This is a genomic window from Martinezella sp. CNPSo 3890 (assembly GCF_057784455.1).
Window position 1 is genome coordinate 1 of the sequence record NZ_JBXSOR010000026.1, and the last position, 23,339, is coordinate 23,339.

Below are 23,339 nucleotides of genomic sequence, written 5' to 3' on the forward strand. Positions count from 1 at the left end.
CATCTTCAGTGCCATCGCTAACGTAAACCAGTTCGCCTTCGGAGATGTTGTCCGAGTTGGCCGTCACTTCCTCGATCAGTTCAAGGTTTTCGCCGATCATGCTGGCGACTTGCCTTAGCGTGTAGATGAACCTTGAGCGTGCCATCAGGCGGCCTCGCATCGAGCGTTTGCCGGCACCTAGTTCCAGGGCAGCAGGTCTTCAATTCGGTCTTTGGCGTGATCCTGGATCCGGGTCAGGACATCTGTCAGATGGACCTTGGGATTATGGCCGTACAGTTTGACTGTTTCGATGACGGGCAGAATCTCTGGACGATGGGTTCCCGACCTAGACCACAGGCTGCGGCTCGCTCACGGTACTAAGTAATGGCAAAAAGGAATGAGCCATAGCCTCTGCGGTAAATAACAGTTCATAGCGAGCTCGGCCGGCTTTTCCCATTTGCGCCCTTAATGTTGCATCGGAAATCAGCGATTTCAACATCTCGTAGAGCGACTCTGTGTCGGCGGGTTCGGCCAAAAGACCTGTTTCACCGTGAATAACAACCTCTGGCATTCCTCCCGTTCTACACGCAACCACAGGCTTAGCGCACATCATCGCCTCCAATGAAATCAACCCAAACGACTCATACCGCGACGGCGCCACGAAAATATCGCACGCTTTGTAAAACTCCTGTAACGCATCCTCATCGCACCGACCATGAAAATGGATCCGCTCACGCACATGCCGTGGTACCTTTCGGCCTTCGAATTCCGAACGATATGTTGCACGCCCGCCTATCGAAATCGTGTCGTCGCCGACGATATCCAATATGACTTCCGGAAACTCGGCTAAAAGCCTTGGCGCGACCTCCAATAGAATATCAATCCCTTTGCGGCTTTCCAATCGCCCTACAAATAATAGCTTTATGGTCGTCGATGGCAGGAACTCAGCAGGCATCTTTCCCCAGTCGGATAATCCTATCGGAGCCACCAACACCCGCGCTCCGAAATCAACATGGCAGAGTGCCTCAACGTCTTTAGCGATTGCCCGACTTATAGAGTGAACGCGCCACGAAGATTTTACTAGCAACCGCTCCATAGAAAGGATCGGCTTCCCGAAAACTCGCATCCATTCTTCATCGGCTCTTTTTTCGGGATAACTATCGAGCCAATGGTTCATTGTCGTCTGCAGTGACGTGACCAGATGGAACTCTTTATCCAAAAGGACTGCAATTCCTTCGCAATCCCATATTGGAGCATACACAAGATCCACCCGACGGCGATCAGAAATATGTCGTATGATGGACAGTGCGGTATTGGACCAATTCCAAATGTGCTGTGGGATTATTTCCGGGGCAATTGGATTTTCGTGCGGCAGGTCTATGTGCTTTGGAATAACACGATGAACCCACACATTATCCTCGTAGTCCAGCCGATCGTGGCCCGATCCCTTTGTGATAACGTGAACATTATGCCCCATTCGACCAAGCGCAGTAGCAAGTTGCGATATGTAGCGGGCGATTCCGCCATTTTGGTTGGGGGGATAGTCCTGACTTATGAAGCATATAGTTTTCCGCCCCTGGAGTGGCTGTAAAACAGATACATTTCGGAAAACCTCTGCGTGCGTTTGTATCACGCTTTCTGAAAGCAAGCGCCTGGACGGCGCCAAGCCGCGTTGAGTCCCGTCCCGCAATGCGTCAGATATTTCCTCATCAAACTTTCGGCGTTCTTTTTCGCTGTAAAGACCGGATCGATATCCCGCATCTACTGCCTCGGTCCACGCCCTTACATCATCCAAGCCGGCACGTATACAATCATCAATACTATAGTGGAAAGACGCGTTTTTGAGTGCAAAGTAAACGCGATTTTTTATCAGGGGATACCAGCGTCTAACGATTTTCTTACTATCACGAATACCGCTTTCTGCAAATTTATGATGCACAAAGGCGCGATCAGACTGAATTATCTCATAACCACGATCCAAAAGTCGGCACAATACATCAGTTTCATCGAGAAAATACTCGTACTCTTCGTCGAATCCTCCGATCTCAAGTAATCCGGCGCGAAGAAATGACGAGTTTGTACCAAGTAAATGAGGTATTACCGCTGACATCGGAAAATTGAATTCGGGGGTAGCGCGATGCCAGTCAAAAGGACGACCAAGTCGATTAACCGAAACATACTGGCTTTGAAAATTTACGCCGGTATTATCGTAAACAAATCCGCCCACTGCGCCGACAGAGCTTTGGCGATATTCAACGGCCAGATCTCTTAGCCATTCAGGTTCCGGGATTGCATCGTCGTCAATAAACGCAACGATGTCGCCCGCGGCCATCGCAATGCCGATATTTCGTGACTTTGACAAATTCCTTTCTGAACAATGAGCGATTTTGAACGCAGCACCATAACTCTTGACGATTTCCTCAGTGCCGTCCGCTGTAGGTCCAATAACTACACAAACTTCAAATCGCGGATAGTCGATATGCAACAGGCTAGATAAGGTTGCACCGATCGTCTTTGCTCGGCCGTCTGTATTGATCACAATGCTGAATGATTTCACGTCCGCGTCGGGCGACAACATAACTAATCCTGCTTAGCTAGGAGAGGATGCAGAAATTTCAAATTCGTAACATAGGCCATTGCGGCGACCACGCGCCTTAATATCTATATTCAAAAATCCTTCCGCCTTCAGAAGCTCGGCAAAACTATCTGGAGTTAATGCATTGTAATGAAAATCACCAGCATAGTCTTGCGCTCCGAACAGAACCTCCCGAAATTCGGCGAAGCTGTACTCGCCAGTGGCCGCATGCTTAATCATTGCCTCGCAATCTGGCATAATTGCATGAAAAACACCGCCTGGCCTCAAGAGAGATTTCCAATATGGTAGCAATCGGCGCTTAAGCATTTCCTGAGGAAAGTGCTCGACAAGGTGCGCGCTAAAGATCTTTTCCACATCACCTTTCTCAAAAGGAAGCCCGTCCACTGACGCGACAACATCGACGCCAGGGAGTTCTCTCATATCAACGTTAATGTATTCTTCCAATGGATGCAGGCCACAGCCAAGATTCAACTGATAATGCCCTTTGCCAAATGCGGTTAATTTGTCAGGCGCGATAATTCTCGCTTGAAGTGGCTCAGCAGAATCCCCGAGGGCATTTCGATCAAACTCCGAACTCGCATTTGAAGCTGTTCGCTCACCATATTTCATTTCGAAAAGAATCTCACGTCGCAAAAACTCGACCCGCTCTTCCAGCTTACGTTGATCCCGCATGATATGTCCCTCGAGGCGCTCTCGAAGCCACTGCTGATCACCTGCGATTGACTGATCAAGGCGCTCTTCCAAACGCCTCAAATCCGCTGTTAAACCTTCAAGCGTATCGGCAAATTTCTTCTCCAATAATTCAGTTTGTTTGACCTGTACCGAAAAAGCTCTAGCTAGCGCAGACAGTGAACTTAAAATACCGCTGTCCTGTTGCGCAGGCGTACCCATTTCCAACAATGAAATTCGCCGAGCTAGCGGATCGACAGCTCCGGCGATCATTGAGTTAACGCGAAACGCAATTCTGTGCCAAATGGCCAACCACATAGGGCGAACGATAGGTTTTGCTGACGATTTAATTTTGTCTTTGAAGCTCATTCGAACTCCCCTTGGGCATTGAATTGAGGTGGTACGCTTTAATTAATCGACTGAAAAATGGCAAGTTCCAATCATTCGCATGTGCGAATGGATTGCGCCATGTCCGATCATGGCTTAAATGGCCGATGATTTGGACAACGGAAAATGTTCGAAATGGACTGGAGAAGCAGTTGTTTGATAAAGTGTACGGCGACGTAAGATTGGCATGGCTTTTGGCAAAGCGTGATTTGCGAAATCGCTATGCTGCATCTTACGCAGGCTTTGTATGGGCAATTGGCGTTCCTCTTGTTTACGCACTTATAAATATTGTCGTATTCTCCTTGCTGATGCGAGGGCAAATGGGGGAGCGATATGGGAATGTACCGTTCACCGTCTTCTACTTCGTCGCACTCTCACAATGGATTATGTTTGCAGAAGTTGTGCCTAGATCAGCGAACATTATCCGCGAATATTCGTACATTCTAAAGACTAGGGTGGGGTTTCCTATCTGGATAATTCCTCTAATTCCATTTGCATCGGCGCTCGTTACGCAGCTTGTGATTGCCTTCCTGTGCGCAGTGTATATGTGGACGTACGCGCTCCCTCCATCGCCATCTACTCCTATAATTTTTTTGGTTTGGCTGACCAGCTTCACAATTACTCTTGGAGTCGCACTTATTGTCGCGAGCATTTCGGTGTTCATTCCCGACATGAATCAAATAGTGCCTATCGTTATCAATATTATTTTTTGGTTGACGCCAATTCTCTATCCTCCCTCAATGGTGAGCGCTGCATCGCCATCTATCCAGTGGATTATCTTAAATATAAATCCGTTTTATTATATCACGGAGGCGGCACGATTATCCGTACTTGGCGCCGCTTCGGAAATATGGAGAGATCTCCTCATAGCCGCAATATATGGGCTTATCTTTTTGGCCTTTGGCACCTACGTTTTTAGGAAGTTGCGTCCCGGCTTCGCGGATGTGCTTTGAGGAGATTAGGATATGGACGCCAATATAATCGCGCCAACGATCAGCCTCAATGGCGTTAGCAAGGCATATACGACCTACGAAAAACCTTGGCATAGGCTTGCGGAGCTTCTCTCCGGAAATCGGCGTAAACTGGGCCATCGTGTCAATGCCCTGAGTGATGTCTCCCTTGAACTACAGAAAGGAGATCGCCTTGGCATTGTAGGGGAGAACGGAAGTGGCAAAAGTACCCTATTGAAAGTCATCAGTGGAGTTCTCACGCCCACGTCCGGTAGCGTATCCGTGAGGGGGCGTGTCTCAGCCTTGCTGGAATTGGGTGCAGGATTTAATGGCGATCTGTCGGGACGCGACAACATCGAAGCATTCGGGGTCATCCACGGCCTTTCCAGTGATGAAATCCAAGAAGCCATACCGAAAATCATAGCGTTTAGTGAACTCGGAGAATTTATCAATTATCCCGTTAAGACGTACAGCAGTGGTATGGGGGTTCGGCTTGGCTTTGCATGCGCGGTTTACGTGCGCCCAGACATTCTTATTGTGGACGAGGCTCTGAGTGTCGGCGATGCCTATTTCCAGAATAAGTGCTTGCATAAAATCAAAAGCCTACTTGATGACGGTGTGACATTTATTTACGTCACGCATACAGCTGACAGCGTGCGAGCACTCTGCAATAAAGGGCTTTGGATGGAAAAAGGGCGCCCGAAGCTTTTTGCCTCGTCAAGCGAAGTCGGCGAAAGATACAATGCCGCTATGTTCGAGAAAATTTCTCACTCGCAGCAAACCGAAAAAGTAGTTGACGGAAACCCAGACACTGGGTCGGAGCCTTCTGCTACATTAAGCAACAACGAGGTTGATCACTCAAGAGCCAAGGCTTTTGCTGAGCGCGTTGAAGCTCTGCGTACCGGCAGCGGCGAAGTGCGTATCACGGACATTTCGATTTGTAGCGATGTTGATAGCGTTGAGATTGATGAGCTTCTCAGAATAAAAGTATACCTCCGACAGTTTGCAAAGATGCCGGACGATTGTGCTCTAGCAGTTGGCATTACTGATAAAATGGGCCGGCAAATTTTGCACTTTAGCTCTGCCGTCAAGAACATCTACCTTAACAACATGAGTATTGGCCATAACGCTTGCATTGAATTCCGTTTCAATAACGTGCTCTGCCCGGGGGAGTATGGTATTATAGCAGGCATCGGACCGCTGGATAAACATCCACAATCCGATAGTCTTTCTGTACCTAAGCAAGTGGTTGACTACTGCGTCGGTGGAGCCCGCTTTTCAGTTCGTTTTCCTAATTCTGGAGACATAAAAGATCTATGGGGCGTTGTTCATACACCATATGAAGTTATCCATGTGATATAATGAGGAATTCCGCCATAGATCGAAAGCTTTCAGCGCTCATCACGCCTTGTGATCCTCGCGCCTGCGTAATCTAACTCTTGATTCACCCTCCTTCTGCAAGTCGAGAAATATATGATTAGATATTTTGAAAATTTGATTAGGAGGATTGTAAAGGATCAAGTTGATCAGAAATTGCAGGAGCTGACGAATTACCTTGAAAGCCGGGATTTTACGACAAAAATCGCTCAAAACCTTCTGACTACCCCTACAATTTGGGGGGGAGACTGGAGTAAGGTTGAGCTGGGAAAGCAAGTGAACCTGGTCAACACATTGTTGAATGTTTCGTCCGGCAAAATTGTTATTGGTGATTTCTCATTTTTTGGTCATAACGTTTCCCTTCTCACCGGCACTCACTTTCTCGAAAAGGAGAAGGCCGAGCGCCAAGCATTTCCTGAGAGTGGGCGTGACATTTTTATCGGCGATAGCGTCTGGATTGCCAGTAACGCCGTGATACTCGGTCCCTGCCGAATAGGTGATAGAGCAGTTATCGCTGCGGGTGCGATTGTTACTCATGATACAATTGAATCCGACAGCGTTTACGCAGGATGCCCTGCAAAGCGTATTCGCTGAATGTTATCAATCTGCTAAGTAATTCGGGCTACATGCTGCGGCGCTTAACTATCGCCTTCTCGAAAACACGCTCCAGCTGGCGCGCGCTTTCGGTCCAAGCGAATCGCGCAGCATTCGACCTTGCATTATCAGAAAGACGCGCATGCAACACGTCATCGGTAGCAAGGCTTTCCAAGCCATTACGAATGGATTGCACATCGTTCGGATCAACAAGAATACCGGCTTTTGCAGCAACTTCGGGCATGGAGGAGGTATTGGACGTCAGCACCGGGATTCCCATCGCATTCGCTTCTATGATCGGAAATCCGAACCCTTCATAAAGGGACGGCATCGCGAGAAAGCGAGCGTGACCGTACAGTTGAGCAAGATCGGTATCGGACACGTAGCCGGTCAGCCGAATAGATGATTCAATTTGCAATTCCGCAACATGCCCTTTCAGATCACCCAGCCTCCAGCCTTGGCCACCGGCAAGCACCAGAAGAAATTGTTGCCGCGTGGTTTCGGGCAACGCTGCATAGGCTTGCAGCAATCTGAGCAGATTTTTGCGGGGCTCAAGCGTTCCGACGAAGAGAATGTAGGGTCGATCGATCCCAAATTGTGAAAGATTCCTTGGGCTCGCTACTCCGCCGATGCTCGTCAACCCAGGATAGATAACGTTAAGCTTGCCGCCGCATCTCGGAAACTGAGCCTTTAGCGCATCAGCCGTTGCAGCGGAATCAGCAACAATCTCGTCGGCAACGGCGACCCCCGGTTTCATTAGCCAGCGATCGGCCATCCAAGTCTGCCACCGCATAGTTGCAGCCATATTCCGCCAGACGAGATCATGAATTGTGATGACACGCGCAATGTGACTATCGAGAAAAAACGGTAGACGGTGAGCGGGACCCCAAAACACATCGATCTTATCCTGCGCCGCACGGCATGGTAGTTTCGTCTGCGCCCAGATCATCCGCCTTATTCCGCCAGGAAAGCGCGCAACATGCAATTTTGCCGCAGGCAGTTCTTTCAGATCACCATATGGAGCTTCGGGCAAATAGAAATGAAGTTCATGGCCGCGAAACGCGAGATGCCGGCTCATTTCCAGCACGTACCGTCCGATGCCGGTCATGCTCGTTACCAAATTACGTGCATCGATACCGATTTTCATTCACGAGCTATCCATGTACCACTGCGTCTCGCGGTCGTCCCATCACAACGGGACTCGTAGCGGATTACTCCACCAACCGACTGATTCTTGAAGCAAGCCTATATCGGCGAAAGCACCGCCCTTCCTCTTGAATGTCGAAGGGACCTCGATTGACATATATAGGCTATCGCCAGGCGGCAACACGAATGGAATGCGAGACCTACGGTTCTCCAGAGAGATAGCCTCTCCATTGTTCGATAGAATGCGATAGCTTGCCGTCACCGCCAACGAACCATCCGGAGCACCCACGCTTCCCCACAACTTATGGGATAAGTTTACAACTCGAACTATGTACTTCAGTGTGTCGTTGTCAGTTGCAATCGGCCCTTCCACCAACTCGATTTTATGCCGAGTTTCTTCGGAAGCCAGCGCCTCTCCTATTTTCGTGATGCCAATATTGCTTATTGGTACGAAAGTCGCATTCGACTGCGGCCTATATACGCGATACCAATCGTCAGTAAGCACGACCCCCTGCAATTGGTCGGCACTTTCCTTCCAAGTTATCCCCCCATTGGCACTTCGCACCAACGCGGGGGGGGGTTCGATGGTGTTCGTTCCTGTACCAATGAACGAACGGATCGTCCTTGCGAGGGATTCGGAGGAACCGACGGTAAAGAAATGGCAATTCTGGCCGGTGACTTCGCGGAAAACCGGAATATCGCTTGCAATCACAGCTTTTCCAAAGTGCGCGGCCTCAACAATGGGAAGGCCGAAACCCTCAGCATATGAGGCAGCAATCAAGGCATCGCTGTCGCTGTAGGCATTCTGTAATTTTTCATCCGAAATGCCGTTCATCCAGATCAGACGCTTCCCATACTCACGATGCTTTTCAATTCGCCGAACGAAATGCTCGCCCGCCCAGCCAGGCTTTCCGACAATCGTCAGCCCAACGTCCATGCCTTCGTCCCACAATCTATCGAAAGCCTCCAAGGCAATACCGTGCCCTTTACGCGGCTCCAGTGTGCCAACCATCAGGAACTCAGAGCGCTCTTTGCGGCGGACCGGTGTAACATCAGCAGCAATGGTCGCCTTGGCAAAATCGGCCCCGAGGTGCCAATAGCCTATCTTCATCTCCCGTGGAAACTGGATCGCTTCAAGTATCCTGATCAGTTCATCGGCAACGGCTTTTGAAATGCAGATAAACGCATTCGAATAGGACAGAGCGGCTTGAAACCAGTTCGAGAATGTGGGGGGCATGCCAGGGTCGCAGAAACCTGGGAATCTGAGCGGAATCGTGTCATAGAGGCATGAAATGACAATAGCGCCCCTCAAGCGAGCGGAGCGTAACGTTGTGTAGTGATGCCTATAAAACTCCCAAGAGCTATCGAGCATCAAGATGCGGTCATTCGGGGAAAATTCCAGCCGAGTATCTTCTGTGAAGTCAGTTGCGATGTTGGTTTTTTCCAGCGTCTTCGGGATCGCAAACCAACCGTCGAGAGAATCGCTATATGCGACTATCCGTTCGACACCATCACCCTGCGTTGGCTCGAGATTGGAACAAATATTTTTGACAACACGCTGAATACCGGTCTTGTGATCCACGCGATATGTTGATGTCGCATCAACGATCAGTCGCGGCCTATCAGATTTGACTAACTCCGATCGTGCAAATGTCTGCGCGATAAAATTCGTCGGAAGATCCGTATTTCCAAGTCGCTGCAAAGCCGCATATCTAGCCGTCGAGAGCGATTCAACCCTGCCGCTCTTCGCCGAATGGGCCACGGCATCCTTCAGCGCAGCAACGGCAATAGCAGCGGATTTCGCCCAGCTGAATGCGGCGGCACGATTGCGCTGTTTGTCAGCCATCGCCCTCATCGCTTCACGGTTGCCAAGCGCCTTCTGCATTACTCGCGCTATGTCCTTGACATCCGCTGGATTGAAAAGAAGTTCCCTGTCTCCAATGACTTCAGGCAGAGCGCCCGTGTTCGACGCGATGACAGGCGCGCCGCACGTCATGGCTTCCAGAGCGGTCAAGCCGAACCCCTCCAGTAGCGAAGGCTGAATGGCGAGATCCGTCCCCCTGTAGAGCGCCACGAGCTGGTGGTCCGTCACATGACCAATAGCCACGAGATTCTGCTCGGGAAGCCCCAGCTTCTTCCACCTGTCTTGTTCGTCTCGTAACAGCGACCGCGGGTGATCGCCGGCCAGCACAAAACTGTATTGCTCTCGCAAATCTGCCGGCAATTGTGCGAATGCCTCAATGGCGGACCTCACATTCTTGCGCCAATCGAGCCCTCCGACGTAGAGGATGAAGGGTTTCTCGGTCAGCTTTGGCTCGTTCGTTTCGGCACGCTCCATCGCATCCCTGAAATCTCTCGATACGCCCGCAAGCATGTTGAATACACGAGGATTTCTTGAGATCTCGAAACACTCGCGTTGGGAGTATTCAGAAATACAAAGATTTAGATTGAATTCTGAGTAGGAGGCGAGACGACGGTCGTAATAGGCACGCAACGCCGAGGATGAGAGATATTGCTCGGGGTAGCGATAAGGTATCGCATCGTAAAAGATCGATGCGAAGGGAATTTTCGAGATACTATTGGGAAGGAGCGGAACGGCCTTGTCAAAGCTACCTTCGAACGGGCTCGCAGATAGCGCGATGTCTGGATTCAGCGACGCGACATGATAAGCCAGAGCGATCTCGCTGAGCCGTCTCTTCTCCGTATAGCCTTCTATCGCTTCTCCGCCTTCAGCAACACCATGCCACATGGAAATATTGGCAGGTTCTATCCATTTCTGGAGGTGGTCGCGAGCTGCAAGTGCTTCCAGCGGCATGCTAGCGTTGAGGGAAATAAGAAGTTCGACGTCGGGATGATTGTCGACAATACCAAGAATAAGTTCTTGCACATAACGCCCGATTCCACGCCACTTGCTTGCGGTCTGGAAGCATTGCCCATCAATCCATAAGCGCATTGAAGATCGTCTTTCATTGCAATTTTGACGTATCTCGAAGCAATATTTCCCATTGAGCGACCGTGCCCTTGGGCGCATCGATATACCACTGTCCTTCTTGACTGTCGTCCAACCAATCAAACGGTTGAACTCCATACCCGCGGGCTGCCGCGAATGCCATAAGCCGACCCCTTATCCTTGGAAAGCGATAGGCTAGCCGAAGGCACTTATCCTTCACTCGTGGTCTCCGAGAAAGCCAACGAATGAGCTTCTCAAGCAGAGTCGTGACGACAAGCCGCGGGAACCTCTTCACATTAAACAGCAATGAAGAACCCATGCGAAACGGTCGGGTAAGGCGCGAGGAAAGACTATTATAGGTTCGGTGCAATTGGGATCCTCTTGAATGCTTGCACCTGTTCAATGCATACGGTCATGCTTCCGCGTCAAGATTTCGCTGGACAGACCCCATTCGGCCATGCGTCACGAAAGATAGATCGGATAGGCGCACGGATGATTAACATTCGGCATCTTTGCCTGCACAAAGTCAGCCCGAATGATCAAGAATATCAATGCCTGCGCTAGCGGATGGAGGATAAACCATAGGGCACCAGACGCGAACGCGGAAACCGTGCGCGCAACTCGCCGCTGACGGCAAGCATAAAATGCCCATATTTCCAAAACACTAGTGAGCAAATGATTTCCTCAGATATTATGAACATATGGTCGATCACTGGGCATCATATTGTCAACGCGCCAGCCGGATCTTCCAATCGTCAAGCACATCGCCGAGTGTGCGGCTTAATTCTATTTCCGGCTTCCAGCCAAAGGCCGTTAACGCCGCCTTGTTATCGCCCAAGGCCACCGCGATTTCAGGTCCACGCAAGCGCTGCGGGTCGATCTCGACGTCCACCTTCAATCCGGAAAGTTGAATAAGCATGTCGAGGATCGACTGGATCTGCACCGACCGGCCCGAAGACAGATTGAAAACGCCGCCAAGACTTTTGGAGACGTCCTCGACCAGAGCAGCATCGGCATAGGCACGTACAACGTCTCGCACGTCAAGAAAATCGCGGAAAGCTGAGAGATTTCCGACGGCGATGCGAGGGTGTTTTACGCCCAGCGATATTTCCGCGAGTTGCTTGGCGAAAGCAGAAACAACATAAGCATCCGTCTGGCCGGGTCCGGTATGGTTGAACGGACGGAAGCGTATGGATTTCAACCCATCATGGGCAAGCTGTCCGACGAGCACGTCTGCCGCCGCTTTCGTTGCACCATAGACATTCATCGGCTTGAGCGCCGCACCCTCTTTTACCGGAGCATTTGCAGCATCGATGAACGAAGCGCCATAGGCTTCGGAACTACCCACAAAGATGAAGCGCGCTTCCGGCGCAAGCTCCATCGTGGCGTAGGCGAGGTTCATAGTGCCCTGAAAATTCACGTCCCAAGCTCGTTGCGGCATCTTGCGAGCATCCGCAGGGGCTGCAATTGCGGCTAGATGAATGATTGCCGTCGGCCGGCAACCACGGATCAGGGTCATAACCTGGCCCCGATCCGCAATATCTGTCTTCCAGTCCGATACATCTCCCTGACCGGCGGTCAAGACGATGAGGTTCGTGCCCTGGTCCAGCCGCCGCTTTTCCAATTCGCGCCGCAACCACGATCCGACAAAGCCGCTCGCGCCAGTAATGAGAATACGATGTTCTCTCGGCATAGGATGCCTCGTCATTCAGCCGAAAAACTTATTTGCTCAATCGCTTAAGATCGGCCTCGACCATTTCAACAATCATCTCCTCAAGACCAATCTTAGGCTCCCATCCGAATTTTTTCCGGGCCTTCTCTGGGTTGCCAAGCAGTACATCCACTTCCGCCGGACGGAAAAGTTCAGGATCGATCACAAGATGATCGTCCATGTTCAAACCGGCATGCTTGAAAGCGATGGCGCACATGTCGCGGACGGTTGTCGTGCGGCCGGTCGCGATCACGTAGTCGTCGGCAACGTCCTGCTGAAGCATCATCCACATGGCGCGAACATAGTCTTTCGAATGGCCCCAATCGCGCTTGGCATCGATGTTTCCGAGCCGCAGCTCCTTTGCCAAGCCAAGCTTGATGCGAGCGACGGCGTCCGTCACCTTGCGGGTGACGAATTCAATGCCGCGAAGCGGAGATTCATGGTTAAAGAGAATGCCGCTCGACGCGTGCAAGCCGAAGCTCTCGCGGTAGTTGACCGTAATCCAGTGACCGTAAAGCTTGGCAACGGCATAGGGTGAGCGTGGATAGAAAGGGGTTAACTCCGACTGCATCGGTTCCTGAATGAGGCCGTACATTTCGGAGGAGGACGCCTGATAGAAACGAGCCTCAGGCCGTTCGATGCGAACCGCCTCGAGGACATTCGTCACGCCGAGAGCCGTCACCTGACCCGTCAACAGAGGTTGCTGCCAAGACGATTTCACGAAGGATTGAGCCCCAAGGTTATAGACTTCGTCCGGCTTCACGTCCTTTATTGTGCGGATAAGACCGGAAAGATCCAGGAGGTCGCCATCGACAATGCGGACGTCGCGCTCGATACCTAACCATTCCAGGCGAGTGAGATTGACATCCGCGGTGCTGGAACGACGTGCAAGCCCATGCACTTCGTAGCCATTCTTCAGCAGAAGTTCCGCAAGATAGGCGCCATCCTGGCCCGTAATGCCCGTTACCAATGCTTTCTTCGCCAAGTTCCATCTCCAATTTTGCCGCATCGCGCGGATCCACCAAGTTCGCAGACCTCTACCGCAGCGCGACACTTGGCTATCAATGTTCCAGCGCCATTTAGCCCGTATAAAGCCCGATGACAACGATCAAGCGCAATTTCGCTCAACATGGCCCGCAGGCGATGCGAAATCATTTACGAAAAAATGGGCGAAATAATCTCCAACTGCGCTCACAAAACTTTTAGAAGCCACAGTTCCTTGCGTTGTAACGCCCAGCTTGAGATTTTGAACCGATGACGCCTTTGCGTTGGTTCGAATATTGAGGCGTCAATATTGTGACGGCTCGAATTGGTACCTCAAAAGTCGTGCGCAACGGCACCTCTCAATTGTCGGTAGAGGCTATAATATTGTGAACACATCTTCTCTGCCGTAAAACACGCGAGATAGCGGTCACGCGCCGCAGCACCCAGCGCGGCAGTCTTTTGCTCGTCATCCAAGATGGAGTTCATAGCGTTCGACAGAGCATCCACATCGTTGGGTGGCACCACGAACCCAGTCACTCTGTCCAAGTTGACATAGCTTGTTCCCGTGCCGATCTCACAGGAAATCATCGGCTTGCCGAACATTGCCGCTTCGACCAGAGAAAGTCCGAAGGCCTCGGAGCGAAGAGGCGAGGGAAACACAAACGTCGCACAAAGTTCGAGCAAAGCGATCTTGTCGTTGTCCGACAAGGATCCGAGAAAATGAACATTGTGCAGATTTTGCCCAGCAGCCTGCTTCAGTTCCGCCTCCATCGGCCCACTGCCGACGATCACGATATCAAGGCCATTGCGTTTCGCAGCCTCCAGTAGGATATGAACTCCCTTGTAATATCGCAGGACACCGACGAATAAGAGAAAGCGATTGGGAAGCCTACCGCGCCAACGTGCTAAACTCGCGTTATCTGCCTTCGGATAATCGGCCTCGTCTAGGCCCAACGGGATCACCACCGTCTTGGATTTGAACCTTTCCAGCACATCACTCGACATGAGGTAATTGGGCGACGTCGCAACAATGCGGTCGACATCATTCAGAAATCGAAACATCAACGGCTTGTAGAATTGCAACAAGACCTTCTGCTTCACGATATCGGAATGATAGGTCACAACAGTCGGCTTACCGGGGGGCACGGTCAGATGGACGATATCCATCACCGGCCACGGAAAGTGGTAGTGGACGATATCCGCCTTCTGGCTCAGTTCCCGGAATCGTCCAAACACCTCGCGCGAGAAACCGGTGGATGCGAATTCGAAGTCGAGCTTAGCCTTATACGCCATATGACCATCGAATTCGACGCTGTTTTCTAGCGGTGTTTTGCTAAGTGAAAGAACATCTGATTCTATGCCATATTTGGCGGTACCCTTGGCGATCGCGTGAATGGTCCGTTCAACCCCACCAAATGTGTCGGGCCAATATGTTTTGAAAAAATGTAAAACGCGCATTTCATTCCTGTATCGAAAAGCGATCGCTACGTCACGTCGAGCATCGTTTTCTCGGAGAAAACATCAGAAGCCTCGAAATTTCCAGACCGATGGCCGCCATATCTCGGCTACAGGTCGACCGCTTGATCAGCCGACTAATTCCTGTGCTTAAGGAAGTTGGATAGCAATATGCAATAAGGTGCTTTTGTGGCTATTGGCAGAAACCCCTTGCTCGACGGGCACCAGTGAATTAATCGCGCGCATATTTTCGGTCGCGCGGTTGTCGACCGGCGGTTGAAGAGGAAAATTCATTGAAGTCCGGAAGTCTTTATAAGGTTGACGACAACGATCAACGCCCTTGGGGCACATGGCATGTGCTCGATATCGGTGATAGCCACGTCGTCAAACGCATTGTTGTGAATCCGGGAGAGCGACTATCGCTGCAGTATCACAATCACCGTTCTGAGCGTTGGACCGCCGTTTCGGGGCACGGTATCGCTGAGATTGACGGAACGGAACACGCTCTGCAGCTCGGGCATACGGTCGATATTCCGCTCAAGGCGACACACCGTGTTTCGTGCACCGGAGATAAGCCTTTGGTTTTTATCGAAATTCAATACGGCGAGCTGCTCGACGAGAACGATATCATTAGGCTGAGTGACGACTACAATCGGGTCTGATATCGAAGCCGACATCAATCGAATAGCTCGGCATCCGCCAACAAGGGTTGCCGCTGATCCTTGGGGGAGAGCGTGAGCGCCTCCGTCACCTGCCAGTCGATGGCGATCTGCGGATCGTCCCACCGGATGCCGCGATCGCTCTCGGGCGCATAGTAGTTGGTAGTCTTGTAGAGAAACTCCACATGGTCGCTCAATGTCAGGAAGCCATGAGCAAAGCCTTCGGGGATCCAGAGCTGGCGCTTGTTTTCCGCAGTCAGAAGAACGCCAACCCATTGCCCGAATGTGGGTGCGGATTTCCGGATGTCGACGGCAACGTCATAGACTTCGCCAACGACGACCCGCACCAGCTTCGCCTGGGCATGCGGCGGCAGCTGATAGTGCAGCCCGCGCAAAACGCCCTTCCCCGATCGGCTGTGATTGTCTTGCACGAAGTCGGCGCTTCGGCCGATCGCCGCTTCGAACTTCGCCTTGCTGAAGCTTTCGAAGAAAAAGCCGCGATCGTCGGCAAATACCGTCGGCTCGATGATCTTGACGTCCGGAATAGCGGTATCGATGGCTTTCATTGGTGTTCTTGCTCAACGCGTTTTTAGGGATGGCTGCGGGCACTCCGCAGCGACTTAGAATATCTGCTCACGCAAGATCCCAAGAAGATATTGCCCATAAGCATTCTTCTTCAGCGGATGCGCCAATGCCTCGACCTCGGAGGCACTGATCCAGCCGCTGCGATAAGCAATCTCCTCGGGGCATGCAACCTTCAGGCCCTGCCGATTTTCAATGGTCGCAATGTAATGGCTCGCTTCCAGCATGGATTCATGCGTGCCTGTGTCGAGCCAAGCATAGCCGCGACCCATCTTTTGAACGTCCAGTTGGCCGGCCTGCAGATAGTGAACATTGACGTCAGTGATTTCCAGCTCGCCGCGCAGCGACGGTCGGATGGATTTCGCGACCTCGATGACGCTTTCGTCGTAGAAATAAAGGCCGGTGACCGCATAATTGCTCTTCGGCGCCTTCGGCTTTTCCTCCAGGCTGATGGCGCGGCCGCTTGCGTCAAACTCGACCACGCCATAGCGGTGCGGGTCTTGCACGTGATAGGCAAAGACAGTCGCACCCGTTTCCTTGGTGCTCGCCTCGTGCAACAATCGGGTAAAATCATGCCCGTAGAAAATATTGTCTCCAAGAACTAGGGCAGAGGGCGCGCCATCCAGAAACGTCTCGCCGATCAGCAAGGCCTGGGCCAGACCGTCCGGACTGGGCTGGACGGCATAATCCAGCTTGATGCCCCATTGGCTGCCATCGCCAAGCAGCTGTTCGAAACGAGGCGTATCCTGCGGCGTCGAGATGATCAGGATCTCACGCATACCCGCCAGCATCAGCGTCGTCAGCGGATAGTAGATCATCGGCTTGTCATAGATCGGCAGAAGCTGCTTGCTGACTGCGAGCGTCAATGGATATAGGCGCGTGCCCGATCCGCCGGCGAGTATGATCCCTTTGCGTGCTTTCATCATGATCCAGCGCCTCGTCTTCAGTCCATCTGTCTATGTCTTACCGGTCGCCGAAAAATGGTTTGGACCGTCCTCGAAGCGGCGGCCTTCAATTTTCCGCAACGCGCAATCGGGCTAAAACATCATCAACGCCTTCTTGCCATTGCGGTAACGCGACATCGAAGTAATTCGTCAGCTTGGCGCAGCTCAATCTGGAGTTCTGCGGCCGCTTTGCCGGCGTCGGATAGTCGGTTGTTGGAATGGGGTTCAGCGCCTCCCACGTGAGCGTGAGATTGAAGCCGCGCGCCGCCGCTTCACGGACGATATGCGCGGCGTACCCATGCCAGGACGTACTGCCTTGTGCGGAAAGGTGATAAGTGCCCGAAAGGTCGTCGGGTGTTTGTGACGCCGCGATGCACTCGATTACCGTACGGGTGATATCGGCGATCAGGGACGCCGACGTCGGTGCGCCAACCTGGTCGGCAACGACGTTCAATGCGCTTCGTTCACCGGCCAGCCGAAGAATAGTCTTCAGGAAATTGCTGCCATGATGACCATAGACCCAGCTCGTTCGCAATATGGCATGCTGTACGCCGGAGGCGCGAACCGCCTCCTCACCCAGCCATTTGCTTTCGCCATAGACCGACTGCGGATTGACGGCATCGCCTTCGACATAGGGATCGGTCTTCGTGCCGTCGAAGACATAGTCCGTCGAGTAATGAATCAATAAGGCGCCGTTATCGGCGGCCCACCGCGCCAATATCCCAGGAGCAGTGGCATTGACCGCCATCGCCAGCTCCCTATCGCTCTCGGCCCGGTCCACTGCTGTATAGGCGGCCGGATTGACGATGATGTGTGGCTTGTGCTCACGAAGAACCGCCAGGATGCTTGCTTCGTCGGCGAGATTTATCTCGGCACGGTTTAATGCCGTCACGCCACTTCGCGACCCAAGTGAACGCTGAAGCTCGAAACCGACTTGTCCATTGGCGCCGGAGACCAGAATGGCACTCACAGCTCAACCTCGTACTGCTTACCGACCCATTCGCGATAAGCGCCGCTGGTGACATTCTTCAGCCAATCCTGGTTTTCGAGATACCATGCGATCGTCTTGCGAATGCCAGTCTCGAAGGTTTCCGCAGGCTTCCAGCCGAGCTCGCGCTCGAGCTTGCGGGCATCGATCGCATAGCGACGATCGTGACCGGGCCGATCCCTAACAAAGGCGATCTGATCGCTGTAGCGGCCGCCATCGGCCTTTGGTCTGAGCTCGTCAAGGATGAAGCAGATCGTTTGCACGACATCGAGATTGGGCTTTTCGTTCCAACCACCGACATTATAGGTTTCGCCAACCGTGCCGGCTTCCAGCACACGGCGAACGGCGCTGCAATGATCGCGGACATAGAGCCAGTCGCGGACTTGCTGGCCATCGCCATAGATCGGCAGGCTCTCTCCCGAAAGTGCGTTCAGGATCACCAGTGGGATCAGTTTTTCCGGAAAATGGTAAGGCCCGTAATTGTTGCTGCAGTTCGTCGTCAACACGGGCAGACCATAGGTATGGTGCCAAGCACGCACCAGATGGTCCGAGGCCGCCTTGCTGGCGGAATAGGGGCTGTTCGGCTCATAGCGGTTGAGTTCGTTGAACGGCGCATCATCCTTCGCCAGCGTGCCGTAGACCTCGTCCGTCGAGACATGAAGGAAGCGAAAGCCTTGCTTCTCGTCTTCCGGCAAGCCATCCCAATAGGCTCGTACCGCTTCCAGCAGGTTGAAAGTGCCGACGATATTCGTCTGAATGAAATCGCCTGGGCCGTGAATGGAGCGATCGACATGGCTCTCGGCGGCAAAATTGATCACCGCCCGCGGCTTGTATATCGACAGTAGATCGCTCACCAGCTCGCGATCGCCAATATCCCCATGCACGAATACATGGCGATTATCACCCTTCAACCCCTTCAGCGTATCCAAATTGCCGGCGTAGGTCAGTTTGTCCAGATTGACAACCGTCTCGTCATGCCGTTCAAACCAGTCCAGGACAAAGTTCCCGCCGATAAAACCAGCCCCACCCGAAACCAATATCGTCATCTAAGCCTATTCCATTTTAGGCACACAGGTAAATTGGCGATAAAAATCCAAGACAAATCAAATCTCACGACAAGGAGTAGTTTCTCCTTCGAAAGATTCTCAATCACAGAGAGAGGGATATCCGCCTCAAGCACCAGAGGCAAACCAAAATGCTCATTCAAATCAGGAAATTTGAAATTGGCTGGGAAACCTGGATTCGAACCAAGATTAACGGAGTCAGAGTCCGCTGTTCTACCATTGAACTATTTCCCAACAGCCGCCGGGCCGAAAAGTGCCCCGCGGGGAAAGCAGGGCCTCTATAATCGAATTTGCCGCGGATGCAAACACTTTAACGCAGGGAAATGCGATTTTTTGAAAGTCGCTTTCACTTAGACATAATAGGTCAGGAACCCGCCTGCTGCCACAAGGTTTTCCGCGCGATACTGCATCATTGGCCGAAACGCATGCCCCAGAAGCGACTTCGCCGGTTTCGAAATCGGGCGTTCGATCGCGTCACCAGCGCAACAGGCGCTTGCCGAGAAGATATCCAACAGCCGTCACCATCGCGATCGCGATCGGGTACCAGAGCAGGACGAAAAGCGGGCTGTCATCCGTGCAGTTGGAGGCATAGAAGGTCGCGGCGATGCCGCTGGCGGCCAATCCGGCAACGGCGCCGGCCGCGCCCGGTTTTTCCGGCGCGCCCTGGCGCAGCGCGAAAAGGAAGCTGGCGAGCGGGCCGATCGACAGCAGCGGGATGAGCGTCAGGCAGAAACGGGCATTGTGGCCGATCATCCGCGCGCTCCAGCTGTCGGCCGGCATGACGGCCATTTCGACGGCCGCGGCGGCAAGTAGCAAGATGGGTGCCAAGAGCAGCGTCCAGCCCCACAGGCGCAGCGAAGCGCCCGGCCGCCCGATGCGGAAGACGACAGCGCAGGCTGTTGCAGCAAGCGCGATCGTCACAACGAACTTGAAGAGGAAACGGACGGTCTGCATCGCTGTATCGATATCGGCCCGAAAACCGATCATGGCGAAGAAGATGCCGCCGCTGATCAGGACGCCCGCGACGACCGCCAGGGTCAGGACCTTGCCGATCCGCATGCGGACCGGCGCGTCCTGCGCCAGAAGATTGATGAGGTCATCGGTTTTCACTGGTCTCACTCCGATACAAAGCAGCAAGCATCTTCAACGCGCGGTGCAGCGCCACGCGCACCGCCCCTTCCGTCATCTTCAGCCGGTCCGCCGTTTCCCGGACGCTGCTTCCCTCGACGGAAATCGAGCGCACGATCGTCTTCTGCGGGTCTTTCAGCAGCTCCAGCATACGATCGACATCGAACCGGTCCAAGGCGTCGGTATGCTCTTCCGCCTCCAGGAAATCGATCACATCGTCGATCGGTACGCTCATATGCCGCCCGCGCCGTCTCAGGCTGTCGATCAGCTTGTTGCGCACGATCGTCGACAGCCAGGGTCCGATCGGGCGGGATGAATCCCACGTGCCGCGCTTCAGATGGATGGCAAGCAGCACTTCCTGCACCACATCCTCGGCCTCGCTCATCGGCGCGCCCAGTTGATCGCAGCGCCGGCGGGCCATGGCGCGCAGATGCGGCGTCACGGCGGTGAGGAAACGGTGATAGGCCTGCGCATCGCCGCCGATCGCCGCGCGCATCCAGACTGCCCATTCCTCTTCGCGCGCCGAATGATTCATCCGACATCTCCTCTACGCGGGACCGCAGGCTTTCGTTACCGGCAACGGCAACTATTTTTCAAGCCCTTTCGACTCCATGGCGGGTTCTCCACCAGATGCGGTTCTATCCATGCACATGTCGGCCTTGCCCCCACATCTGCCCTGCTATTTCCCACCGCGGCAGATAGCCGGCACACTATAAGTGACGCCATCTTGAAAAAAATTCCGACGCGGCTGTAACATCCGCTCGAGACGCTCCGTAGACCTCGATGCAAGCCAATGACGGCTCGCATCCATCTAGGAGACAGATCCATGAAGAACAGCATCCTCACCCTGGCCATTGCTGGCTCGATCGCATCGGCACTTGCATCCGTCGCCGTTCCGGCTTCGGCGGCCGATTCCAAGGAAAAATGCTATGGTGTCGCCCTCAAGGGTCAGAACGATTGCGCCGCCGGCAAGCATGACTGCGCCGGCAAGTCGACCATGAGCTATGACAAGATGTCCTTCAAGCTTGTTCCCACGGGCACCTGCACCTCGATGAAGACCCCGAAGGGCCACGGTTCGCTGACGCCGGCCTGATCCGAAACCAGATTGATCGTCAATCATCTCTCGTAAGGAGTTTGTCATGACCAAGATGTCCGCACTCGCCCTGGCCGCATCGGTCGCAACGGCGGTGGCGCTGGTTACCGGCGCAACGACAGCATCTGCCGCCGATGCCAAGGAAAAATGCTACGGCGTCGCCCTCAAGGGTCAGAACGATTGCGCCGCCGGCCCCGGCACGACCTGCGCCGGCACGTCGAAAGTCGATTATCAGCGCAACTCATGGAAGTTGGTTCCCGCCGGGACCTGCGAGACGATCAAGACGCCGAACGGCCACGGCACCCTGATGCAGGGTCCGGCCCCGGTCTGACCCTGATCTGACTGGGCAGCGCAAACGCGTGGGCGACGCAGCCTTTTACAGGCGTCGCCCGCCTTCCGAACATAAACCGCTTCGTAACTTTGCTGGAATTGCCCCAACCCGGAGGCCCGCAATGAAACCGTCAGAACTCCCCCGTCGCGCCGGCGTCGGCTTCAAGCCGGAGCATTTTGTCGCAATTAATGGCGCCACGCAGCCGATCGGCTTCTTCGAAGTCCATGCGGAAAACTATATGGGCGCTGGTGGTCCGCCGCATGCCCAGCTTGGCAGACTGCGCCAGGATTATGCCTTGTCCATCCACGGCGTCGGCCTCTCCATCGGCTCGATGCAGCCTTTGGACAGCGAACATCTTGCCCGCCTGAAGACCGTCTGCGATCGCTACGAGCCGGAGAGCTTTTCGGAACATCTCGCCTGGTCGACCCACGACACGACCTTTCTCAACGATCTTCTGCCCCTGCCCTATACCGAGGCGACGCTCTCCCAGGTCTGCACCCACATCGATCAGGTGCAGACGACACTCGGCCGCCAGATGCTGCTCGAGAATCCGGCTACCTACCTGCTCTTCGAAGAGAGCACGATCGAGGAAACGGAATTTCTGGCCGAGGTCGCCAAACGCACGGGCTGCGGCCTGCTGCTCGATGTCAACAATGTCTTCGTCGCCGCCACCAATCACCAGATGGACGCACGCGCCTATCTTAAGCGCTTCCCGGTGCAATGGGTGCGCGAGATCCATCTGAGCGGCCATTCGGAGACGATCGACGATGCCGGCGCGCCGCTTTTGATCGACAGCCACGATACGCCGGTGAAAGATCCCGTATGGGCGCTCTATGAAGAGCTCATCGGCCGGATTGGTCCAGTAGCTAGCCTGGTCGAATGGGATAACGACGTGCCGGAATGGCCGGTTCTGAGGGCTGAGGCCGAAGCGGCCGATGCCATCCTGAAGCGTGCCGCGGCACTTCGAGCAGCCTGAGGAGGGATCGATGTCTCTCGCCACGCAAAGCGAATTCGCCGCAGCACTCATCGATCCCGCTCTCGCGGTGCCCGATGGATTGACGGCCTGGAATGGCCCCCAGCCGACACGGCGTTTCGGTGTCTATCGCAATAATGTCGCCATCGGTCTGATCGGCGCGCTCGCCTCGCGCTTTCCGGCTGCGGAAAGGATCGTCGGCGAGGAATTCTTCGCCGCCATGGCGCATGAGTTCATCCGCCTGCATCCGCCGCGCTCGCCGCTGTTGCTTGCCTATGGCGATGACTTCCCCGATTTCGCCGGGAGTTTCGAACCGGCGCGAGAAATCCCATATCTGCCCGATGTCATGCGGCTGGAGGTACTTCGGGGTCGGGCCTATCATGCGGCCGACGCCGTGCCGCTCGATGCGGCGCTCGTGGCGACCATCGAGCCGGCCGGTCTGGCGGAGCTGACTTTCGTGCCGCACCCTTCCGCGTCGGTCGCACGTTCCGCCTATCCGGCCGTCACCATCTGGGCGATGAACACCGGCGAAATCGAGCTTGCAGATATAAACGATTGGACGGGCGAGGATGCTCTCGTCATCCGCCCGCAGATGCTCGTCGAGGTGCATCGCCTGCCGCCGGGTGGCGCAACCTTTCTGGAAGAGTTGTTTTCGGGTGCCGCCCTTGGCCAGGCCTATGAGACGGCTCTCGCTGAAGCCGCCAATTTCGATCTTTCCGCCAACCTCGCCGGAGCGTTCACGGCAGGCGCTTTCATGGCCATTCGCTGAACGCCAAGAG

The 23,339-nt window shown here is 53.7% G+C and carries 21 protein-coding genes, 1 tRNA gene and 1 pseudogene; 8 read left to right on the plus strand and 15 right to left on the minus strand.

The genetic code is table 11. The annotated features are described in order from the left end of the window. Positions 1–177: 177 nt before the first annotated feature. The 3 genes and pseudogenes from AC13RC_RS32060 to AC13RC_RS32070 form a co-directional block, all read right to left on the minus strand. Positions 178–303, minus strand: a pseudogene (locus tag AC13RC_RS32060) (transposase domain-containing protein); the annotation flags it as partial. 22 nt (positions 304–325) lie between these two features. Next, positions 326–2,557: a glycosyltransferase gene (locus tag AC13RC_RS32065; protein WP_488559601.1), complete on the minus strand. Its 2,232-nt coding sequence runs from the start codon at positions 2,555–2,557 to the stop codon at positions 326–328. 12 nt (positions 2,558–2,569) lie between these two features. Beyond that, positions 2,570–3,613 carry a class I SAM-dependent methyltransferase gene (locus tag AC13RC_RS32070; RefSeq protein WP_488559602.1) on the minus strand — a complete coding sequence of 348 codons (1,044 nt, stop codon included), beginning with the start codon at positions 3,611–3,613 and terminating at the stop codon, positions 2,570–2,572. Between the two features lie 170 nt (positions 3,614–3,783). Here AC13RC_RS32070 and AC13RC_RS32075 point away from each other — a divergent pair, with 170 nt between their 5' ends. From AC13RC_RS32075 to AC13RC_RS32085, 3 genes are all read left to right on the plus strand, one after another. Further along, the gene (locus AC13RC_RS32075) at positions 3,784–4,584 is read left to right on the plus strand and encodes an ABC transporter permease (RefSeq protein WP_162749422.1); all 801 of its coding nucleotides are present in this window, start codon (positions 3,784–3,786) and stop codon (positions 4,582–4,584) included. Positions 4,585–4,596: 12 nt separating this feature from the next. Next, on the plus strand, positions 4,597–5,943 hold the full coding sequence (locus AC13RC_RS32080; protein WP_488559603.1) for an ABC transporter ATP-binding protein: 1,347 nt from the start codon (positions 4,597–4,599) through the stop codon (positions 5,941–5,943). Positions 5,944–6,054: 111 nt separating this feature from the next. After that, complete coding sequence (locus tag AC13RC_RS32085) at positions 6,055–6,552, plus strand: LbetaH domain-containing protein (RefSeq protein WP_113389726.1); 498 nt, start codon at positions 6,055–6,057, stop codon at positions 6,550–6,552. A 28-nt stretch (positions 6,553–6,580) separates the two neighbouring features. On the opposite strand, the gene AC13RC_RS32090 is transcribed toward AC13RC_RS32085, so the two are convergent. From AC13RC_RS32090 to AC13RC_RS32110, 5 genes are all read right to left on the minus strand, one after another. Continuing rightward, a complete protein-coding gene (locus AC13RC_RS32090) occupies positions 6,581–7,699 on the minus strand; it encodes a glycosyltransferase family 4 protein (protein WP_113389725.1) in 1,119 nt (372 codons plus the stop codon). A gap of 42 nt (positions 7,700–7,741) precedes the next feature. After that, positions 7,742–10,651 (minus strand): glycosyltransferase family 4 protein, encoded by a 2,910-nt coding sequence (locus AC13RC_RS32095; RefSeq protein WP_488559604.1) that lies wholly within the window; start codon positions 10,649–10,651, stop codon positions 7,742–7,744. Positions 10,652–11,375: 724 nt separating this feature from the next. Then, complete coding sequence (locus AC13RC_RS32100; RefSeq protein WP_488559605.1) at positions 11,376–12,341, minus strand: GDP-mannose 4,6-dehydratase; 966 nt, start codon at positions 12,339–12,341, stop codon at positions 11,376–11,378. Positions 12,342–12,369: 28 nt separating this feature from the next. After that, positions 12,370–13,344, minus strand: coding sequence for a GDP-mannose 4,6-dehydratase (gene gmd / locus AC13RC_RS32105; protein WP_285176982.1), 975 nt, complete (start codon positions 13,342–13,344; stop codon positions 12,370–12,372). 332 nt (positions 13,345–13,676) lie between these two features. Next, positions 13,677–14,801 carry a glycosyltransferase family 4 protein gene (locus tag AC13RC_RS32110; protein WP_488559606.1) on the minus strand — a complete coding sequence of 375 codons (1,125 nt, stop codon included), beginning with the start codon at positions 14,799–14,801 and terminating at the stop codon, positions 13,677–13,679. Positions 14,802–15,091: 290 nt separating this feature from the next. Here AC13RC_RS32110 and AC13RC_RS32115 point away from each other — a divergent pair, with 290 nt between their 5' ends. After that, positions 15,092–15,460, plus strand: coding sequence for a phosphomannose isomerase type II C-terminal cupin domain (locus tag AC13RC_RS32115; RefSeq protein ID WP_488559607.1), 369 nt, complete (start codon positions 15,092–15,094; stop codon positions 15,458–15,460). Positions 15,461–15,474: 14 nt separating this feature from the next. Here the strand turns inward: AC13RC_RS32115 and rfbC are convergent, their stop codons facing one another. The 7 genes from rfbC to AC13RC_RS32150 form a co-directional block, all read right to left on the minus strand. Next, the gene (gene rfbC / locus AC13RC_RS32120) at positions 15,475–16,023 is read right to left on the minus strand and encodes a dTDP-4-dehydrorhamnose 3,5-epimerase (protein WP_488559608.1); all 549 of its coding nucleotides are present in this window, start codon (positions 16,021–16,023) and stop codon (positions 15,475–15,477) included. 54 nt (positions 16,024–16,077) lie between these two features. Beyond that, entirely contained in the window at positions 16,078–16,965 is an 888-nt protein-coding gene (gene rfbA / locus AC13RC_RS32125) for a glucose-1-phosphate thymidylyltransferase RfbA (protein ID WP_113389718.1), read from the minus strand. A gap of 85 nt (positions 16,966–17,050) precedes the next feature. After that, entirely contained in the window at positions 17,051–17,953 is a 903-nt protein-coding gene (rfbD, locus tag AC13RC_RS32130) for a dTDP-4-dehydrorhamnose reductase (protein WP_488559609.1), read from the minus strand. Continuing rightward, positions 17,950–19,017 carry a dTDP-glucose 4,6-dehydratase gene (gene rfbB / locus AC13RC_RS32135; protein WP_113389716.1) on the minus strand — a complete coding sequence of 356 codons (1,068 nt, stop codon included), beginning with the start codon at positions 19,015–19,017 and terminating at the stop codon, positions 17,950–17,952. Before rfbB ends, rfbD begins: the two co-directional genes overlap by 4 nt. Positions 19,018–19,195: 178 nt before the next feature. Beyond that, positions 19,196–19,269, minus strand: a tRNA-Gln gene (locus AC13RC_RS32140). A 240-nt stretch (positions 19,270–19,509) separates the two neighbouring features. Next, positions 19,510–20,145: an NrsF family protein gene (locus tag AC13RC_RS32145; protein ID WP_488559610.1), complete on the minus strand. Its 636-nt coding sequence runs from the start codon at positions 20,143–20,145 to the stop codon at positions 19,510–19,512. Then, on the minus strand, positions 20,132–20,698 hold the full coding sequence (locus AC13RC_RS32150; RefSeq protein WP_488559611.1) for a sigma-70 family RNA polymerase sigma factor: 567 nt from the start codon (positions 20,696–20,698) through the stop codon (positions 20,132–20,134). Before AC13RC_RS32150 ends, AC13RC_RS32145 begins: the two co-directional genes overlap by 14 nt. A 291-nt stretch (positions 20,699–20,989) precedes the next feature. Between AC13RC_RS32150 and AC13RC_RS32155 the strand changes: the two genes are divergently transcribed. The 4 genes from AC13RC_RS32155 (at position 20,990) to AC13RC_RS32170 (ending at position 23,329) form a co-directional block, all read left to right on the plus strand. After that, positions 20,990–21,256, plus strand: coding sequence for a BufA1 family periplasmic bufferin-type metallophore (locus AC13RC_RS32155; protein ID WP_113331357.1), 267 nt, complete (start codon positions 20,990–20,992; stop codon positions 21,254–21,256). Between the two features lie 46 nt (positions 21,257–21,302). Continuing rightward, positions 21,303–21,587 carry a BufA1 family periplasmic bufferin-type metallophore gene (locus tag AC13RC_RS32160; RefSeq protein ID WP_488559612.1) on the plus strand — a complete coding sequence of 95 codons (285 nt, stop codon included), beginning with the start codon at positions 21,303–21,305 and terminating at the stop codon, positions 21,585–21,587. Between the two features lie 121 nt (positions 21,588–21,708). Continuing rightward, a complete protein-coding gene (gene bufB, locus AC13RC_RS32165; protein WP_488559613.1) occupies positions 21,709–22,563 on the plus strand; it encodes an MNIO family bufferin maturase in 855 nt (284 codons plus the stop codon). 10 nt (positions 22,564–22,573) lie between these two features. Further along, entirely contained in the window at positions 22,574–23,329 is a 756-nt protein-coding gene (locus AC13RC_RS32170) for an HvfC/BufC N-terminal domain-containing protein (RefSeq protein WP_488559614.1), read from the plus strand. Positions 23,330–23,339 lie beyond the last annotated feature (10 nt).